Annotated in this window: 16 protein-coding genes; 7 read left to right on the forward strand and 9 right to left on the reverse strand. The window is 68.2% G+C overall.

What is annotated here, in order from left to right; all coding sequences use genetic code 11:
* Positions 1-29 precede the first annotated feature (29 nt).
* A complete protein-coding gene (locus tag P0086_RS12930) occupies positions 30-926 on the forward strand; it encodes an EamA family transporter (protein ID WP_275786193.1) in 897 nt (298 codons plus the stop codon).
* Between the two features lie 13 nt (positions 927-939).
* Here P0086_RS12930 and P0086_RS12935 read toward each other — a convergent pair whose 3' ends face one another.
* The gene (locus P0086_RS12935) at positions 940-1,362 is read right to left on the reverse strand and encodes a cupin domain-containing protein (RefSeq protein ID WP_275786012.1); all 423 of its coding nucleotides are present in this window, start codon (positions 1,360-1,362) and stop codon (positions 940-942) included.
* Positions 1,362-2,132 (reverse strand): hydroxyacylglutathione hydrolase, encoded by a 771-nt coding sequence (gene gloB / locus P0086_RS12940; protein WP_275786015.1) that lies wholly within the window; start codon positions 2,130-2,132, stop codon positions 1,362-1,364. The genes P0086_RS12935 and gloB overlap by 1 nt, the downstream gene beginning before the upstream one ends.
* Before the next feature lie 92 nt (positions 2,133-2,224).
* Here gloB and P0086_RS12945 point away from each other — a divergent pair, with 92 nt between their 5' ends.
* Both P0086_RS12945 and P0086_RS12950 read left to right on the forward strand, forming a co-directional pair.
* The gene (locus P0086_RS12945) at positions 2,225-3,004 is read left to right on the forward strand and encodes a class I SAM-dependent methyltransferase (protein ID WP_275786018.1); all 780 of its coding nucleotides are present in this window, start codon (positions 2,225-2,227) and stop codon (positions 3,002-3,004) included.
* Between the two features lie 66 nt (positions 3,005-3,070).
* Positions 3,071-4,006, forward strand: a complete 936-nt coding sequence (locus P0086_RS12950; protein WP_112595259.1) for a prephenate/arogenate dehydrogenase family protein — start codon at positions 3,071-3,073, stop codon at positions 4,004-4,006.
* Between the two features lie 6 nt (positions 4,007-4,012).
* On the opposite strand, the gene P0086_RS12955 is transcribed toward P0086_RS12950, so the two are convergent.
* Positions 4,013-5,008: a DUF2125 domain-containing protein gene (locus P0086_RS12955; protein WP_275786023.1), complete on the reverse strand. Its 996-nt coding sequence runs from the start codon at positions 5,006-5,008 to the stop codon at positions 4,013-4,015.
* Between the two features lie 103 nt (positions 5,009-5,111).
* On the opposite strand from P0086_RS12955, the gene P0086_RS12960 reads away from it, so the two are divergent.
* Entirely contained in the window at positions 5,112-5,651 is a 540-nt protein-coding gene (locus P0086_RS12960) for a gamma-glutamylcyclotransferase (RefSeq protein ID WP_275786026.1), read from the forward strand.
* Positions 5,652-5,684: 33 nt separating this feature from the next.
* Here the strand turns inward: P0086_RS12960 and P0086_RS12965 are convergent, their stop codons facing one another.
* The 4 genes from P0086_RS12965 to ftsE form a co-directional block, all read right to left on the reverse strand.
* Entirely contained in the window at positions 5,685-6,476 is a 792-nt protein-coding gene (locus tag P0086_RS12965; RefSeq protein ID WP_275786029.1) for a lysophospholipid acyltransferase family protein, read from the reverse strand.
* Between the two features lie 80 nt (positions 6,477-6,556).
* The gene (locus P0086_RS12970) at positions 6,557-7,270 is read right to left on the reverse strand and encodes a YdcF family protein (RefSeq protein WP_275786032.1); all 714 of its coding nucleotides are present in this window, start codon (positions 7,268-7,270) and stop codon (positions 6,557-6,559) included.
* Between the two features lie 76 nt (positions 7,271-7,346).
* Entirely contained in the window at positions 7,347-8,354 is a 1,008-nt protein-coding gene (locus tag P0086_RS12975) for an ABC transporter permease (RefSeq protein WP_275786034.1), read from the reverse strand.
* Entirely contained in the window at positions 8,347-9,030 is a 684-nt protein-coding gene (ftsE, locus tag P0086_RS12980) for a cell division ATP-binding protein FtsE (RefSeq protein ID WP_275786196.1), read from the reverse strand. Before ftsE ends, P0086_RS12975 begins: the two co-directional genes overlap by 8 nt.
* Before the next feature lie 173 nt (positions 9,031-9,203).
* On the opposite strand from ftsE, the gene P0086_RS12985 reads away from it, so the two are divergent.
* From P0086_RS12985 to P0086_RS12995, 3 genes are all read left to right on the forward strand, one after another.
* Positions 9,204-9,905 (forward strand): hypothetical protein, encoded by a 702-nt coding sequence (locus tag P0086_RS12985; protein WP_275786037.1) that lies wholly within the window; start codon positions 9,204-9,206, stop codon positions 9,903-9,905.
* Between the two features lie 63 nt (positions 9,906-9,968).
* On the forward strand, positions 9,969-10,514 hold the full coding sequence (hpt, locus tag P0086_RS12990) for a hypoxanthine phosphoribosyltransferase (RefSeq protein ID WP_112595245.1): 546 nt from the start codon (positions 9,969-9,971) through the stop codon (positions 10,512-10,514).
* A gap of 155 nt (positions 10,515-10,669) precedes the next feature.
* The gene (locus P0086_RS12995; protein WP_112595243.1) at positions 10,670-11,029 is read left to right on the forward strand and encodes a response regulator; all 360 of its coding nucleotides are present in this window, start codon (positions 10,670-10,672) and stop codon (positions 11,027-11,029) included.
* A 99-nt stretch (positions 11,030-11,128) separates the two neighbouring features.
* On the opposite strand, the gene P0086_RS13000 is transcribed toward P0086_RS12995, so the two are convergent.
* Both P0086_RS13000 and lysA read right to left on the reverse strand, forming a co-directional pair.
* Positions 11,129-13,768, reverse strand: a complete 2,640-nt coding sequence (locus P0086_RS13000; RefSeq protein WP_148651516.1) for a TIGR02302 family protein — start codon at positions 13,766-13,768, stop codon at positions 11,129-11,131.
* 143 nt (positions 13,769-13,911) lie between these two features.
* Positions 13,912-15,180 (reverse strand): diaminopimelate decarboxylase, encoded by a 1,269-nt coding sequence (lysA, locus tag P0086_RS13005; RefSeq protein WP_275786042.1) that lies wholly within the window; start codon positions 15,178-15,180, stop codon positions 13,912-13,914.
* Position 15,181 lies beyond the last annotated feature (1 nt).

The following is a 15,181-nucleotide window of genomic DNA, read 5'->3' on the forward strand; positions in this document are numbered from 1 at the left end:
CGCAGTAGCGTCATGCGGGGGCAATGGCTGTGAAATTGAAGGCGACGTTCATCGGCTTTTCGGCGATCCTGATGTGGTCGCTTCTGGCCCTCTTCACCACCGCCTCGGGCCAGATGCCGCCCTTCCAGCTTTCGGCGATCTGCTTCCTGATCGGCAGCCTGCCGGGGATCTGCGTGCTGATCGCCCGGCCGGAGCGGCTGAGGCTGCTGCGCCAGCCCGCCAGGGTCTGGATCGTCGGCATTGCCGGCCTGTTCGGCTATCACTTCCTCTATTTCACCGCGCTGCGCAACGCGCCGGCCGTCGAGGCCGGGCTCATCGCCTATCTGTGGCCGCTGCTGATCGTGGTCGGTTCGGCGATGCTGCCGGGCGAGAAGCTGCGCTGGTACCACATCGCCGGCGCGCTCGCGGGGCTGGCGGGCACGGCGCTGATCGTCGCGCGCAACGGGCTGTCCTTCGACGGCGCCTATACGCTCGGCTACGGCGCCGCTTTCCTCTGCGCCTTCACCTGGTCGGGCTATTCGCTGCTGACGCGCCGCTTCGAGGCCGTTTCCACCGATGTCGTCACCGGCTTCTGCCTTGCGACCGCGGTCCTGTCCCTGGTCTGCCATCTGGCCCTGGAGACGACCGTCTGGCCGCAGACCGGCTTCGAGTGGTTCGCCGTCGCCGGGCTGGGCCTGCTTCCCGTCGGCGCCGCCTTCTATGCCTGGGACTTCGGCGTCAAGAAAGGCGACATCCAGATCCTCGGTGCGGCGAGCTATGCCGCGCCGCTGCTGTCCACGCTCAACCTGGTGCTGACCGGCTTTGCCGAGCCGTCCTGGCGCATTGCGCTCGCCTGCGTGCTCGTGACCGGCGGCGCGGTCCTGGCGGCCAAGGACATGATCCTGCGGCGCAGGCCCGAGCCCTCGGCGGAGCGGGCTGCGGCCTAGGTTCCCACGATCCTCAAAGTCCCGGTCGCCAGTCCGGCGGCGCCATCTCGAAGGCGTCGAAGGAGAAGCCCGGCGCCACCGTGCAGCCGACGAGCGTCCAGTCGCCGAGCGGCTCGGCGCTCTGCCACCAGCCGGCGGGCACCAGCACCTGCGGCCGTTCGCCGGCGGCCAGGTCGCTGCCGAGAAGCTGGACGTTGATGACCTGGCCGTCGCCGGAAATGGAGAGGCTGAGCGGGCCGCCGGCATAGTGGTGCCAGATCTCGACGGTATCGCGGACACGGTGCCAGTGGGAGCGTTCGCCCTTTTCCAGGAGGTAGTAGATCGCCGTCGAATGGCCGCGGGCGCCGCCCTCGGTGTCGCGGAAGGTCTCGACGTACCATCCGCCCTCCGGATGGCGCTCCATGCAGAGCGTGGCGATGATCTCCTTCGGCGTCATCAGAAGCGGTCCTTGCGGGCGCGGATCTCGGCGAACACCTCCGCATCGGTCGCATTCGGCAGGCCGAGCAGCTTGCGAATGCCGGGATCGGCGGCGCGCAGGAAGGGGTTCGTCCGCTTCTCGAGGCCGATCGTCGTCGGCGCGGTGAAGCGTCCGGCCGCCCGTGCGCGCTCGATCTCGCCGGCGCGCTCCTTCAGCGCCGCATTGTCGGGGTCGATCGTCAGCGCGAAGCGGGCATTGGACAGGGTGTATTCGTGGCCGAAATAGACGCGGGTGTCCTCCGGCAGGGCGGCGAGCTTCGACAGCGACTGCCACATCTGCGCCGGCGTTCCCTCGAACAGGCGGCCGCAACCGAGCGCAAACAGCGTGTCGGCGGCAAAGAGCAGCCCGTCGCCCGGCAGGTGGTAGCAGACATGGCCGGCGGTGTGGCCCGGCGTCCAGAGGACGTCGACGGCATGGCCGGCGAGGTCGAAGCGGTCGCCGTCGTCGACGGCGCGGTCGATGCCGGGGATCCGGTCGCGCTCGCGGGCGGGGCCGATGATCTCGGCGCCGAACCGTGCCTTCAGGGCCTGGTTCGCCTCCACGTGGTCGCTGTGATGGTGGGTGGTGAGGATATGGGTCAGCGTCCATCCCCGCCGGGCAAGCGCGGCGAGGATCGGCTTTTCCTCCGGCGCATCGATGCTGGCGGTCGCGCCGGTCGCCGGATCGTGGAGCAGCACCCCGAAATTGTCGCTCCGGCATCCGAAGAGTTCGAGGTCGAATGGTGTCATGACGCAATCCTTCCGGCGCGGGCAACGGGTGTTGGGTCGAATCTAGCGGCCCGGGCCTTGAAGTCCATCGTCCGGTCGCTAACATCTCGCCGATGCACGCAGATATTGTCGATCTTCGCGAATTTTACCACTCACCCCTCGGCCATCTCGCAGAGCACTCGATCACGATGGCCCTGGCGTCGATCTGGGCGCGGTTGCCCGAGGAGCGTCTCGTCGGGCTCGGCTACGCGGTGCCCTATCTCGACCGCTTCCGGGAGGATACGGAGCGCACCTTCGCCTTCATGCCGGCGGGGCAGGGGGCCGTGAACTGGCCGCTCGGCGAGGCCTCGGCGACCGCGCTCGTCTTCGACGAGGAGCTGCCGCTGCCCGATGCGTCGATCGACCGGATCCTGATGGTGCATTCGCTGGAATTCGCCGAGAACCCGCGCGAGACGATGAAGGAGCTCTGGCGGGTGCTCGCGCCCGGCGGCCGCCTGATCATCGTGGTGCCGAATCGGCGCGGCGTCTGGGCGCGCATGGAGCACACCCCCTTCGGCTCCGGCAGGCCCTATTCGCGCGGCCAGCTCACCCATCTCCTGCGCGAGACCAACTTCACCCCCGGGTCGAGCGCCGAGGCGCTGCTGTTTCCGCCGTCGAAGCACCGCGCCATGCAGAAGCTGCGCAGCGCCTTCGAACGGCTCGGACGAAGGCTCTGGCCGATGTTTTCCGGCGTGCTCGTGGTGGAGGCGCAGAAGCGGCTCTACCAGGGTCTGCCCGTCGCCGCCCGCGCATCGCGGCGCGTCTTCGTTCCGGTGCTCGCGCCGTCCGGCGTGCCCTCGACCCGGACGAGCCTGAACCGCCGGCCCCTCGACAATCCGCCGCAGCGCCGGTAATGGCTGGCGCAACCGTCCCCGCCCTTTCCGGGGCGGGCACTCCATCTCGCACAAAGGGCGGCAGGCATGTCGGTTCAACAGTTTGACAGGATCGCGCTGATCGGTATCGGCCTCATCGGCTCCTCCATTGCCCGCGCGGTGAAGGAGCAGGGGCTGGCGGGCTCGGTGGCGATCTCCAGCCGCAGCGAGGACACGCTGCGCCGGGCGGAGGAACTGGCGCTCGGAACCGACTACTACCTCGACGCCGCCGAAGCGGTGCGCGACGCCGATCTCGTCATCGTCTCGGTTCCGGTCGGCGCCTCCGGCAGCGTCGCCCAGCAGATCGCGCCCAACCTGAAGCCCGGCGCGATCCTCACCGACGTCGGCTCGACCAAGGCATCCGTCGTGGCGCAGATGCTGCCGCACGTGCCGAAGGGCGTCCACTTCATCCCCGGCCACCCGCTCGCCGGCACCGAGCATTCCGGTCCCGACGCCGGGTTTGCGGATCTGTTCCGCGGGCGCTGGTGCATCCTCACGCCCGTGCACGGCACCGACAAGGCCGCCAAGAAGAAGCTTTCGACCTTCTGGGAAACGCTGGGCTCGAAGGTGGACGAGATGGACACCGAGCACCACGACAAGGTGCTGGCGATCGTCTCGCACCTGCCGCACATCATCGCCTACAACATCGTCGGCACCGCGGACGACCTGGAGACGGTAACGGAATCGGAAGTGATCAAGTACTCGGCCTCCGGCTTTCGCGATTTCACCCGCCTGGCCGCCTCCGACCCGACGATGTGGCGCGACGTCTGCCTGCACAACAAGGACGCCATCCTCGAAATGCTGTCGCGCTTTTCGGAGGATCTCGCCTATCTGCAGCGAGCGATCCGCTGGGGTGATGGCGAGAAGCTGTTCGACCTCTTCACCCGCACCAGGGCCATCCGCCGGTCGATCATCGACGCCGGCCAGGACACGGCGGCTGCGAACTTCGGCCGGCCCGTGGCCCCGCCGGACAAGCCGTCCTGAGCTGCCTCAGAGCGGCGGGATGGCCGCGATCGGGATGAAGCCCAGGTAGACGACGCCGTCGTCGACCTTCAGCCGCACGCGCGCATCGTCGGAGCCGCCGGACAGGCCGCGGATCGTCTGCGTGACGCTGTCGGCCGTGTCGGCCAATTCGGGGAACGCCCTCTTGACGAGGTCCCGGACGCTATCGATGCCGTTCACCCTGAGCTCGAAGCGGCCGGAGAGCAGGCCCTCCTCGTCGATCGCGTAGGGTCCGGAAAGGACCGCTGTATTGCCGTTGCCGAAGTCGAGGCCGAAGCGGCGCAGTTCGCCCTTCGTGTCGCGGGGGGCATTCTCCGGCGGTCCGCTCGCAAGCCAGCCGGCGGCGCCCTCGATCGACAGGTCGACCGCCGCGTCGAGGCTCGGCACCGCCGTGTCGGCGACCTTCAGCTCGAGCCCGGTCAGGGACAGGGCCGCGTCCAGCGCAGCGCCGTTCTCGCGCGTGTGCATCTCCCCGTGGCGCACGGTGAACGTCAGGGGCGTGCGGCCCATCCCCGGGGTGAACGTCCCCCGCAGCGCGTCATAAGCGACCGAGACGCGCTCCAGTGCGGCCGTCCCCGCCACGACGCTCGCATGCAGCAGGTCCCAGTCGGCATCCAGCGACATGTCGGGGGCGACGCGGACCTGCGCGGGGCCGTCGAGTTCGACGACGGCGTGGCCGGGGCGATAGACCTGTGCCGCCGAGCGCAGCGCGCCGAAGCTCGCAGACGTGCCGGTGCGGCTGTCGTCGAGGCCGAGGGAATCGCAGAACACGCCGATGCGGAAGGGGTATCCCCGGACGTCGAGCCCGGTGCAGGCCACGGCTAAGGAGGCGTCGGAGAGCTGACCCCGGACGACGGCCTTCAGCCTGTCGGCGCCATAGAACCAGGCGGCCGTGTAGAGCGCAACGACGACCGCCACGCCCAGGCCGAGAAACCAAAATCTGCGGGCGATGCGGGATGGCGCCGCGCCGTTCGTCGAAGTCATGCCGTTCTCCGTTCTGGCGGAAGGACCAGGAGTTGTCTAGATTGCCCTCGCCGGCAAGAAGCCGGCAATTGCGGCGGCATTCAGGTAGGTACGGGCAGGCGCGGTGGACAGCAACGAATTTTGGGTCTTCGGTTACGGCTCCCTGATGTGGAATCCGGGGTTCGAGGTGGAGGAGAGCCGGCCAGCCCGCCTGCATGGGTTCCGCCGCTCGCTGTGCGTGCGTTCCTGGGTGCATCGCGGCACGCCCGACCATCCGGGCCTCGTGCTCGGGCTGGACCGGGGCGGTTCATGCCGGGGCATGGCGTTTCGCGTGGCGCCGGAGCGATGGGATGCGGTGGTCGGCTATCTGCGCGAGCGCGAGCTGGTCACGCATGTCTACAAGGAGCGCACCCTGCCGGTCACCCTCGGGAACGGGCTGCGCAAGCCGGCGCTCGCCTATGTGATCGACCGCAGCCACCATCAGTATGCCGGCGCGCTGTCCGTCGAGGAGGCGGCGCTCGCCGTCAGCACGGCGAAGGGCAAGTCGGGCCCGAACACCGAATACGTGGCCAATACGCTCGCCCACCTGCGGGAGATGGGCATTCGCGACCATTGGCTGGAAGATGTCGGGCGCTCCGTCGACCGGCTCGTCAACGGCGGCTGAAGTCCGCTTGCCGCCGCATGGCATCGTGCGGCGTCAGGCCCCGCGGGCGCGCAACTCGGCGACGCGCGCCGCTGCGGTCGGGGGCAGCGGCAGGTGCGGATTGGCCTCGACCGTCTCCAGGAGCAGCTTGTCGCTCGCCGTCTCCATCACGTCGATCAGATGGGCGAGGAAGGCATCCGGGTCCATGCCGGCCGGGATCGGCGGCAGGATGCGGACCTTGAAATGGCCGGGATAGCGCAGGAACTTGCGCCGCGGCCAGAACAGGCCGGGATGCATGACGACCGGAAGCACCGGCACCTTCAGGTCGCGGTAGAGCCTTGCGATCCCGTATTTGTATTCGGGCGGGGCGCCCGGCGGGCGGCGCGTGCCTTCCGGATAGATGATGAGCTGGCGGCCGCTCTGCATCTCGGCCTTGGCCCGCTCCATCACCGCGGCCATCACCCGGCCGCGTGCGCCGCGGTCGACGGGTACCATGCGCTGCTTGAGGATGTACCAGCCGAACAGCGGGATCCAGGTCAATTCGCGCTTGAGGATGTAGAAGGGATCGTCCTGCCACGGCAGCAGCGCGTAGGCATCCCAGAAGGACTGGTGCTTCGGCGCGAAGATGTAGCCCTGGCCCTTGGGGATGTTCTCCAGGCCCTCGATCTCGAAGGTCGCTCCCACGATCCTGGCAAACAGCCAGTGGTTGCTGCGCGCCCAGTTCTTGGCAATGACATAGGCCTTCTTGCGCGGCAGCAGGAAATAGACCGGCGTCAGCACGATCATCTGAAGGATCAGATTGAGGTAGAAGGCCAGGTTGAACAGGATGGAACGCACGACGATCATCAGGCGGAAGCTCTCCTCGGAAGGTAAGCCTGCCTACACGAATATTCCGGCGCCGGAAACCGGGTCCGAGCGCAATGCGTTCAGTTCTCCGGAAGCAAGGCCGCATGGGCCGGTTCGTCGCGCCGCAGGCCGCTCGCCGTGCGCGCGCCGATCATGTCGCGGACGACCGCGACGGAGTATTTGACGTATTCCGACAGCATCACCTTCATCACCTGCGGCTCGCCGAGCCAGCTGCCGTTCTTCAGGTCGGAATTGATGACGGGGTAGGACAGGAACTCGGTGTCCTTGTCGCTCCGCCGCAGTTCCAGCAGGCTGCGGGGCATATGGTAGTTGTTCGTCACGACCAGGACCCGGCGGTAGCCGTGATCGCTGATCCAGCGCGCCGTCTCGTTGGCATTGCCGATCGTGTCCATCGCGTCGTAGCCGATATCGACGCAGCACTCGAACAGCGAGGACGAGGACTGCGTGAACTTGCGGATCTGGTTGCCGGAGGTGGTCGGGTTGGCGCCGGAGATCAGCAGGCGCTTGCCGGCGCCTTCCTGCAGCAGGCCGATCGCCTGGTCGATGCGCTGGAACCCGCCGGTCAGCACGACGATCGCGTCGGCGCGGGGATGGCGCGGCGCCTCGAGCGAGGCGACCGTGTCGGCGAAATAGAGGAAACCGCCGACCATCACGCCGGAAACGATCAGCAGCAGGAAGAGAAACAGCCGCACGAAGCGACGAATCGGACGGATCCGCCAGCGTCTGGCTGGAGGCGTGCCATCCTTCGTGATCAGGTTCCTCGACTCGTCCATTGCGACCATGATTCTTCTTCATATCGTGCGATTGCGGCGAGGACGAGTCCGCTGCGGCACAATGGCGCGGCCTAGATTACGTCTCGGGCAACCCGTCGGTTCGCGCCGGATCGGAGCGGATCCGGTCGATCTCGAAAATCGTGCGCATGACCGTGAAGCGGGCCGTCAGCGTCGTCAACAGCGCGATCACGATCATCGTCGCGGCAATGCCGAGATAGCCGCCGGGGCCGACCGAGAAGGTGCCGAACAGCGCGGTCGCCTGGTCGCTTTCCGGCGTGGCGAGCGAGCGCCCCTGCCAGTAGCCGGCAATCGCGAAGACGAGGGCGGCCAGCGCCCCGCCCGCAAACGAGCCCTTCAGGCTGATCTTCAGGAAATGCTTCTGGAACTCGGTCGCCACGAAGCCCGCCTCGGCGCCGACGAAATGCAGCACCTCGATGATGTGGCGGTTGCCGGACAGCGCGCCGCGCGTGGCGAAGACGACGGTGAGCACCATGGCCGAGAACACCAGGATGAGGACGCCGGTGCCGATCCAGGCGGTGGTCTCCGCCATGGCCACGAGCCGGTTCACCCAGGTGCGGTGATCGTCGAGGAAGGCCTGGGGGATCTTCTCGGAAAGCGCCTTCCGCATCGCCGCGAAATCCGGCGGGTCGCGCTCGTCGATCGTGATCACCACCAGCCGCGGCACCGGCAGCTCGTCGAGGTCCAGGCCCTCGCCGAGCCAGGGTTCCAGCAGCCGCGCGGTCGCGGCGCGGTCGACGATCTGGCCGTCGCGCGTCCCGGTGAAGGTGAGCGCGAGGTCGCGGGCGTCGTTCAGCGCCGCTTCCATGTCCAGCTTGTCGTCCGGCTTGATCTGGATCGTGATCTCGCGGGAGATCTGGCTCTGCCAGCTCGCCGCAGTCGCCCTGACCATGCTGACGGCGCCATAGGTCAGGCAGGCGAGAAAGGCCATGATGGCGATGACGCACATCAGCGCATTGCCGGAGACGTTCGAGGGCGGCACGATCGGCGCGGTCGGCCGGACGCGCATTTCCGGGCGTTTCTGTTGGCGCTCCTGCGGGTCCTGCTGCATGGCGTGCTCATTCATAGATGTCGAGCCGCCCTTGCGAGAGGATCATGCGCCGCGCATCCACCTGGTCCATCAGGGAGAGGTCGTGGGTGGCGATGACGACGGCCGTTCCGAGCCGGTTGAGTTCCATGAACAGGCTCAGGAGCCGCCGCGCCATCGGCGGATCGACGTTGCCGGTCGGCTCGTCGGCGAGCAGAAGCTCGGGGCGGTCGATCAGCGCGCGGGCGATCGCCGCGCGCTGCTTCTCGCCGCCGGAGAGAACCGGCGGCAGAACGTTGATGCGTTCGCCGAGGCCCACCCATTTCAACAGGTCGATGACGTCGGCGCGGTAGGACAGCTCGTCCTTGCCGCGCACGCGCAGCGGCAGCGCCACGTTCTCGTAGGTCGTCAGGTGGTCGAGAAGACGGAAGTCCTGGAAGACGATGCCGATGCGGCGACGCAGCATCGGCAGTTCCTCGCGGGGGATGGTGGCGATGTTGCGGTCGAAGGTGCGGATGAGCCCCCGGGTCGGCTGCAGCGACAGGAACAGCAGCCGCAGCAGCGTCGACTTGCCGGCACCGGACGGGCCGGTCAGGAACTGGAAGGATCGGCGCGGAATGTCAAAGGTCAGGTCGCTTAGCACTTCCGGACCCATCCCGTACCGCAGGCCGACATTCTCGAAGTGTATCAAAGGGGCAATCCGGTTCTCGTCTATGCGCGCGAAGCGTACCTTTCTCGCAGGCTCGCCGATGGCACGAAATCAAGGCCCATCCAAGGCCGGTTTCCGAAGCATTAACCAGTATGGTTTACGTTTCGTAAGGATTCGGATCAATGCCCGACATTTCACGGGTGGTTCGTCGCTGGAAGACAACGGCAAGGAGCACCGCCATGAGCGCATTCGGCGCACGGCGCGACAAGGGCGCCCCGATCGACCTGCTGCCGCCGGAACCGGGAAGACGCAGGCCGGGGACGGCTGCAAGGCGGCCATCCCCCGACATCGTCGATGCGGATTTCGTTGTCCTGCCGGATCGCCGCGGCAACGCGGCCCGGGCGACGGCGAAGAACGACAACCGGACGGGCGAGGGCGCGGACGGCGCCGCCGTCGCGGTCATGGTCGCGCTCGGCCGGTTTGCGCTCGCAGCCCTCGTGGCCTCGGCGCAGCTCGTGGAGCGCGGGCTGCAGCGCCTGCCGGCCCGGGCCTTCGGCACGGTCGTGACCGCAGGCGTGGCCGGGGCCTTCTTCTTCGCCGGCGGGCTCTCGGCGCTCGCCACCGTCTTTTCCGGCGGCGCCGCCGAGGCCGGACTGCAGGTCGCCGGGGTGACGTCGTCGCTGGACGACCGCAACGGGATGAAGGTGCTTTCGGTCTATGGCGCGGTCGAGAACCGGTCGCCGCAGGCCCATCCGCTGCCGGCCATCATCGTCGACGTCATCGTCAACGGCAGGACCGTGGCGCGCCACCGGATCGAGACGGCCTCCGCCCGCATGGCGCCGGGGACGACGCGGCCGTTCTCGCTGAAGATCCCGCACCAGGGCAGCGGCCTGCCGAAAGTCGCCGTTTCGCTCGTGCCCGAGGATGCGCTCCGGCTGTGAGTGTGCTATGCGGCGGGCAGAAGCGGCGGATGCCGCCTGTCCCAATGCCGGAGCGAGATCCAGATGCAAGTCGTGCGCGGAAAGAAGATCGAAACCCTCTACAGCCCGGACCAGATCGCACAGCGCAATGCGGAGATGGCAGAGCAGATCAAGGCGGGACCGACCAAGGACCTGCTCGTCATCTCGATCCTGAAGGGGTCCTTCATCTTCGCGGCCGACCTGATCCGTGCCATGCACGCGACCGGGCTCGCGCCCGAGGTGGAGTTCATCACGCTTTCCAGCTACGGCAAGGGCACGACCTCGCAGGGCGTCAGGATCGTCAAGGACATCGACAGCGACGTGCACGGGCGCGACATCCTGCTGATCGACGACATCCTCGAATCCGGCCGCACGCTGAAGTTCGCCAAGGAGCTGCTTCTGGAGCGCGGCGCCCATCGCGTCACCATCGCCGTCCTGCTCGACAAGCGCGTCAAGCGGCAGACCGACCTCGAGGCGGACTATGTCGGCTTCGAATGCCCCGATCACTTCGTCGTGGGCTATGGCATGGACGTCGCCTATGCCTTCCGGGAGCTGCCCTTCGTCGGCGTGGTGACCGGCGACGCGGACTGATCCCGGCCCGATCCGGCACAACGCCCCCACGGTTTGTCCTGCCGCCGTTTACCGATCGCAAAGGAAACTCTGGTCTTTTCTGGGTCGGCCGCGGTCGCGGCTGCGCGCTCGGCGCATTGCGGACAGGGTCGGATGGACGGCCCGAAGGGGACACCATGGCGAGAATTCTGATCACCGAGGACGAGGATTCGCTGCGTATATTCGTGGCGCGGGCGCTGCGGCTCGACGGCCACGAGACGGTGGAGGCCGCCGACGGCGCCCAGGGGCTCGACACGCTTTCCGAAGGCGGTTTCGACCTGCTCTTGTCCGATATCCGCATGCCGGTGATGGACGGCATCGAACTCGCCCACAGGGCCGCGAAGGCCCATCCGCATCTCAAAATCCTGCTGATGACCGGCTATGCCGAGCAGCGCGAGCGGGCGGACGATCTCGCCGGGAAGATCGTCGATGTCGTGGCCAAGCCGTTCAGTCTGCCGGACATCCGCACGGCGGTGGCGCGCGCGCTGGCCGCCTGACCGGCTGCCGCAGCGCACGCCATCCGGCACGCCTGAACCCCGATCGCGGCCGTCCGGCCGGACCACGCCCGAAAAGCGCCGGATCGGAAATCCTGGGGTTCACTCGATGCCGAGCAGCCGTTCCAGATAGTTGCGCTCGATCGACTGGGTATTGCCGATGCCGAGGCGGCGGCGGATTTCCTCCAGGATCTCGCGGGCGCGCTGGATGTCGATCTCCTCGGGCACGCGCGTGCGGCCGTCATAGTCGGGCCCTTCGGCGGTGTTCGGGCGCTCGCGGCCGAGCGGATCGCGGCCGTTGCGGCCCATCTGCGGCTGGCCCTGGCCCTCGCCGCCCTGCTGGCCCATCGCCTGCATCTGGTTCATCATGTCCTGGGCGCCCTGGCGCAACGCCTCCAGCGCGCGGCCCTGGCTGCCGACGGCCGCCTCGCCCTCGCCTTCGCCGAGGGCCTCCGCGGCGCCCTCCATCTCGCGGCCGGCCTCGCCAAAGCCCTTGCCGGGTTCGATGCCCATCTCCTCGAGGCTCTTCTGGAGCTGGCCGAGCTGCTGGCCGAGCGCTTCCTGCTGCGCCTTGAGATCCTTCAGGGCCTGGCGCAGCTGCTCCTCGGTCATCTCGTCGGTGGGCGACCGGCCCTCCTGCCGTTGCTGCTGGCCCTGATCGCCGGGCTGCTGGTCGAACAATTCGTCGCCCGGCATCGGGTCGCCGCGCTGCATGCGGTCGCGCAATGCCTGGTCGAAGTTGAAGGTCTGGTCCATCAGCTTCTGCTGTTCCTGCATCAGCTTGCCGAGCTTGTCCATCTGCTGGCGCATGGCATCGGATTGCTGGCCCTGCTGCTGCTGCGGCCGGCCGGCCTGGAGGTTGTTCATCATCCGCTGCAGTTCCGACAGCATCTGCCGAGCCTGGTCCCTGGCGCCGGAGCGGGCCAGGTTCTCGATCTGGTCCATCATCCGCTCGAGGTCCTGCTGGCGCAGCATCTGGCCCTGCTGCGCGTTCTGCTGCATCTGGCCGTTCTTCTGGGCCTGCCGCGCCAGTTCCTGCATGTAGGCCTGCATCGCCTCGCGCAGTTCCTGCATCAGCTTGGCGATCTCCGCGTCCGGGGCATTGCGCTCCAGCGCCTCGGACAGCGCCTGCTGGGCCTCACGCAGGCGGCGGTCGGCCAGCGACAGGTTGCCGTCCTCGATGCCGAGCGCGATCTCCCACAGATAGTCGGCCGTCTCGCGCAGCTGGTCGTCGTTGCGGGCGAGCTTCATGCGCTCCTGCGCCGAGCCGATCAGCAGGAAGTGCGTCGGGTTGGGGATCGTCTCCTCCGGCCGCAGCATCAGGGCCTCGCTCAGCGTCACCGCGCGCGGCAGCTGGTTGGCATCGAGTGCGAAGGTCTGGCGCTGCTCGGCGACCGCGCCGGCCAGCGGCTCGAAGAACACCTTGGCCGGCAGCACCATCTCCTGCGGCTGGCTGCGGCCCTCCTGGCCGGCGGCGTCGCGGGCGACGAGCGTGATCCGCACCCGCTTTCCGGCCATCGGGTGTTCGCTGAGGTTGCGGCTGGTCGTGCCCTTGGCCTCGCGGGCGTTGCGGCGCGGCAGGTCGAGCTTGTACTCCGGCGCCGGGTAGAGCGGACGGGCGTCGGGCGCCGGCGCCTCGACGGGGACGATCTCCGCATGCGCCTGCTGGATGCCGTAGTCGTCCCGGGCGATGAAGCTGATCTCGAGCGCGGACGCCACCGTCTTGCGGGGCAGCCCGTCGAAGGCGATCTCGGGCACGTGGTCGGGGATGATGTTGAAGGCCCATTGCTGGCCGGCGAGCGACAGCGTGCCGTCCTTGACGATCTGGTAGCGCATCGTCTGCGGGGCGCCCGCCGGTCTCGGCGCGGGCGGTGCCGGCGGGGCATCGGCCTTGCGCGGACCGCCCGCTGCGGGCGCTGCGGCCTGCTGATCGGTCTTCGGTTCCTCGGGCCGGATCGCCGTCGCCGCCTCGCCGGTCGGCGTGTAGCTGACGCCGTCGGTCGCCTCGCCGCCGGTGACGCGCACGGTCAGTTCGCTGAACTGCGGCACGCGCAGCGGCCCCTGCAAAGGCTCGGTGGTCCCGGTCAGGAATATCGGCGCCCGGCCCGTATGCGGCGGCGGGGTCACCCAGGCGTCGATGCGCACATCGGGCCGGTCCTCCGGCGGCTGCTGGAAGGTGACGATGTCGGAGAGCAGGCCGGCGCGGTTGGAATAGGAAAAGGCAAAGGCGACGGCGACGAGCAGCACCGGGATGGCGCGCAGGCCGTTGCGGTCGTGGCGGGCGATGTCGGGCCGGGGCGTGCCTGCCTGCAGCGCGCCGATGGTGCGGGCCATCCGCGCGCGGTGTTCGCGCCACAGCGCATCGGCGACCGGGCCGCCGCCCACCGGCCTGTCGGCCTGGACCCGGATCGCCTGGTGAACGAGGCCGTTGCGCTCCTCCAGCATCCGGTCGGCGCGGTCGATCTTCGGCCAGGCGACGGTGCGCAGCCGGAACGCCAGCAGCACGAGGCCGAGGCCGAAGGCGCCGAGAGTGGCGACGTGCAGCCAGGCCGGCACGTGGCGGAAATAGCCGAACCAGGTCAGTGCGAGGAAGCCTGCGACGAGCAAGGCCGGCGGCAGGAGCTTCGGCAAAAGGCCTTCCGCATACAGCACGAGGCGCGCAACCGCGCGCTTGCGGCTCAACCGGGCGGCAAGGCCGTCACCTCTGGAATTGCCGGAGGCCTGGGGCGCGTCTTCCTGCATCTTCCTCGCTTCGCATCGAACTCTCCCGTGTGGCCCTCATGGCCTTCGGGTTCAGGCGAAGGATAACATCCTTTGTGGCGAAGACGAGGGTGGACGCGAAAACGTGATCACCTGCGAGCGGCTGTCCACCGCTTCGCGCGCCGTCAGGAAAGCCAGGCGGGCACGGAATCCAGCCCGATCAGGTCGTCATAGCTCGGGCGCGGGCGGATGACGTGGAACTCGGCCCCCTTCACCAGCACCTCCGGCACCAGCAGGCGGGAATTGTAGGTGCCGGCCTGGACGGCACCATAGGCGCCGCCGGAGCCGACGGCGATCAGGTCGCCCGGCTTCGGCATCGCCATCTCGCGGTCGAGCGCCAGATAGTCGCCCGTCTCGCAGACCGGGCCGACGACGTCGGCGCGGATGCGCGGCGCATTGGCGGCGGAATGGACGACGGGCTGGATCTCGTGCCAGGCCTCGTAGAGGGTCGGCCGGATCAGGTCGTTCATGGCGCCGTCGACGATGACGAAGGTCTTCTCGCCGCCATCCTTCACATAGATCACCTCGGTGACGAGGATGCCGGCATTGCCGACGATCAGGCGGCCGGGTTCGGTGACGATCCTGCAGCCGAGGCCCTTGAGCTCGTTCTTGACGATCGCGGCATAGGCATCGGGAAGGGGCGGCGGGGAATTGTCGTTCCTGTAGGGGATGCCGAGGCCGCCGCCAACGTCGACGTGGTCGATTACGTGCCCGTCGGCGCGCAGCGTCTGCACCAGCTCCCGGAGCAGCTTGAAGGCATCCTCGAACGGCTGCAGCTCGGTGATCTGGCTGCCGATGTGCATGTCGATGCCGGTCACCTTGATGCCCGGGAGCTCGGCGGCACGGGCGTAGACGGCGCGGGCGCGCTCCCAGGAGATGCCGAACTTGTTCTCCTTCTTGCCGGTCGAGATCTTGGCATGGGTGCGGGCGTCGACGTCCGGGTTGATGCGGAAGGAGACATGCGCCTCTTTGCCGGCCTTCACCGCGCGGGCGTTGAGGATCTCGAGCTCCGGCTCGGATTCGACGTTGAAGCAGTAGATGCCGGCCTGGATGCCGAGGTCCATCTCCCGCGCCGTCTTGCCGACGCCGGAGAACATGATGCGGTCGGCCGGCACGCCGGCTGCGAGCGCGCGGCGCAGCTCGCCTTCGGAGACGACGTCCATGCCGGCGCCGAGGCGCGCCAGCGTCTTCAGCACGGCCTGGTTGGAATTGGCCTTCATCGCATAGCAGACGAGCGCATCCACGCCCTCGAACGCATGGGAGAACACCCTGAAATGGCGCTCCAGCGTCGCCGTCGAATAGCAGTAGAACGGCGTGCCGACGGCCTTGGCGATGTCCGGAACGGGAACGTCCTCGGCATGGAGGACGCCGTCGCGATATTCGAAATGGTTCACG

Source organism: Mycoplana sp. MJR14, assembly GCF_029210525.1.
Lineage (GTDB): Bacteria > Pseudomonadota > Alphaproteobacteria > Rhizobiales > Rhizobiaceae > Mycoplana.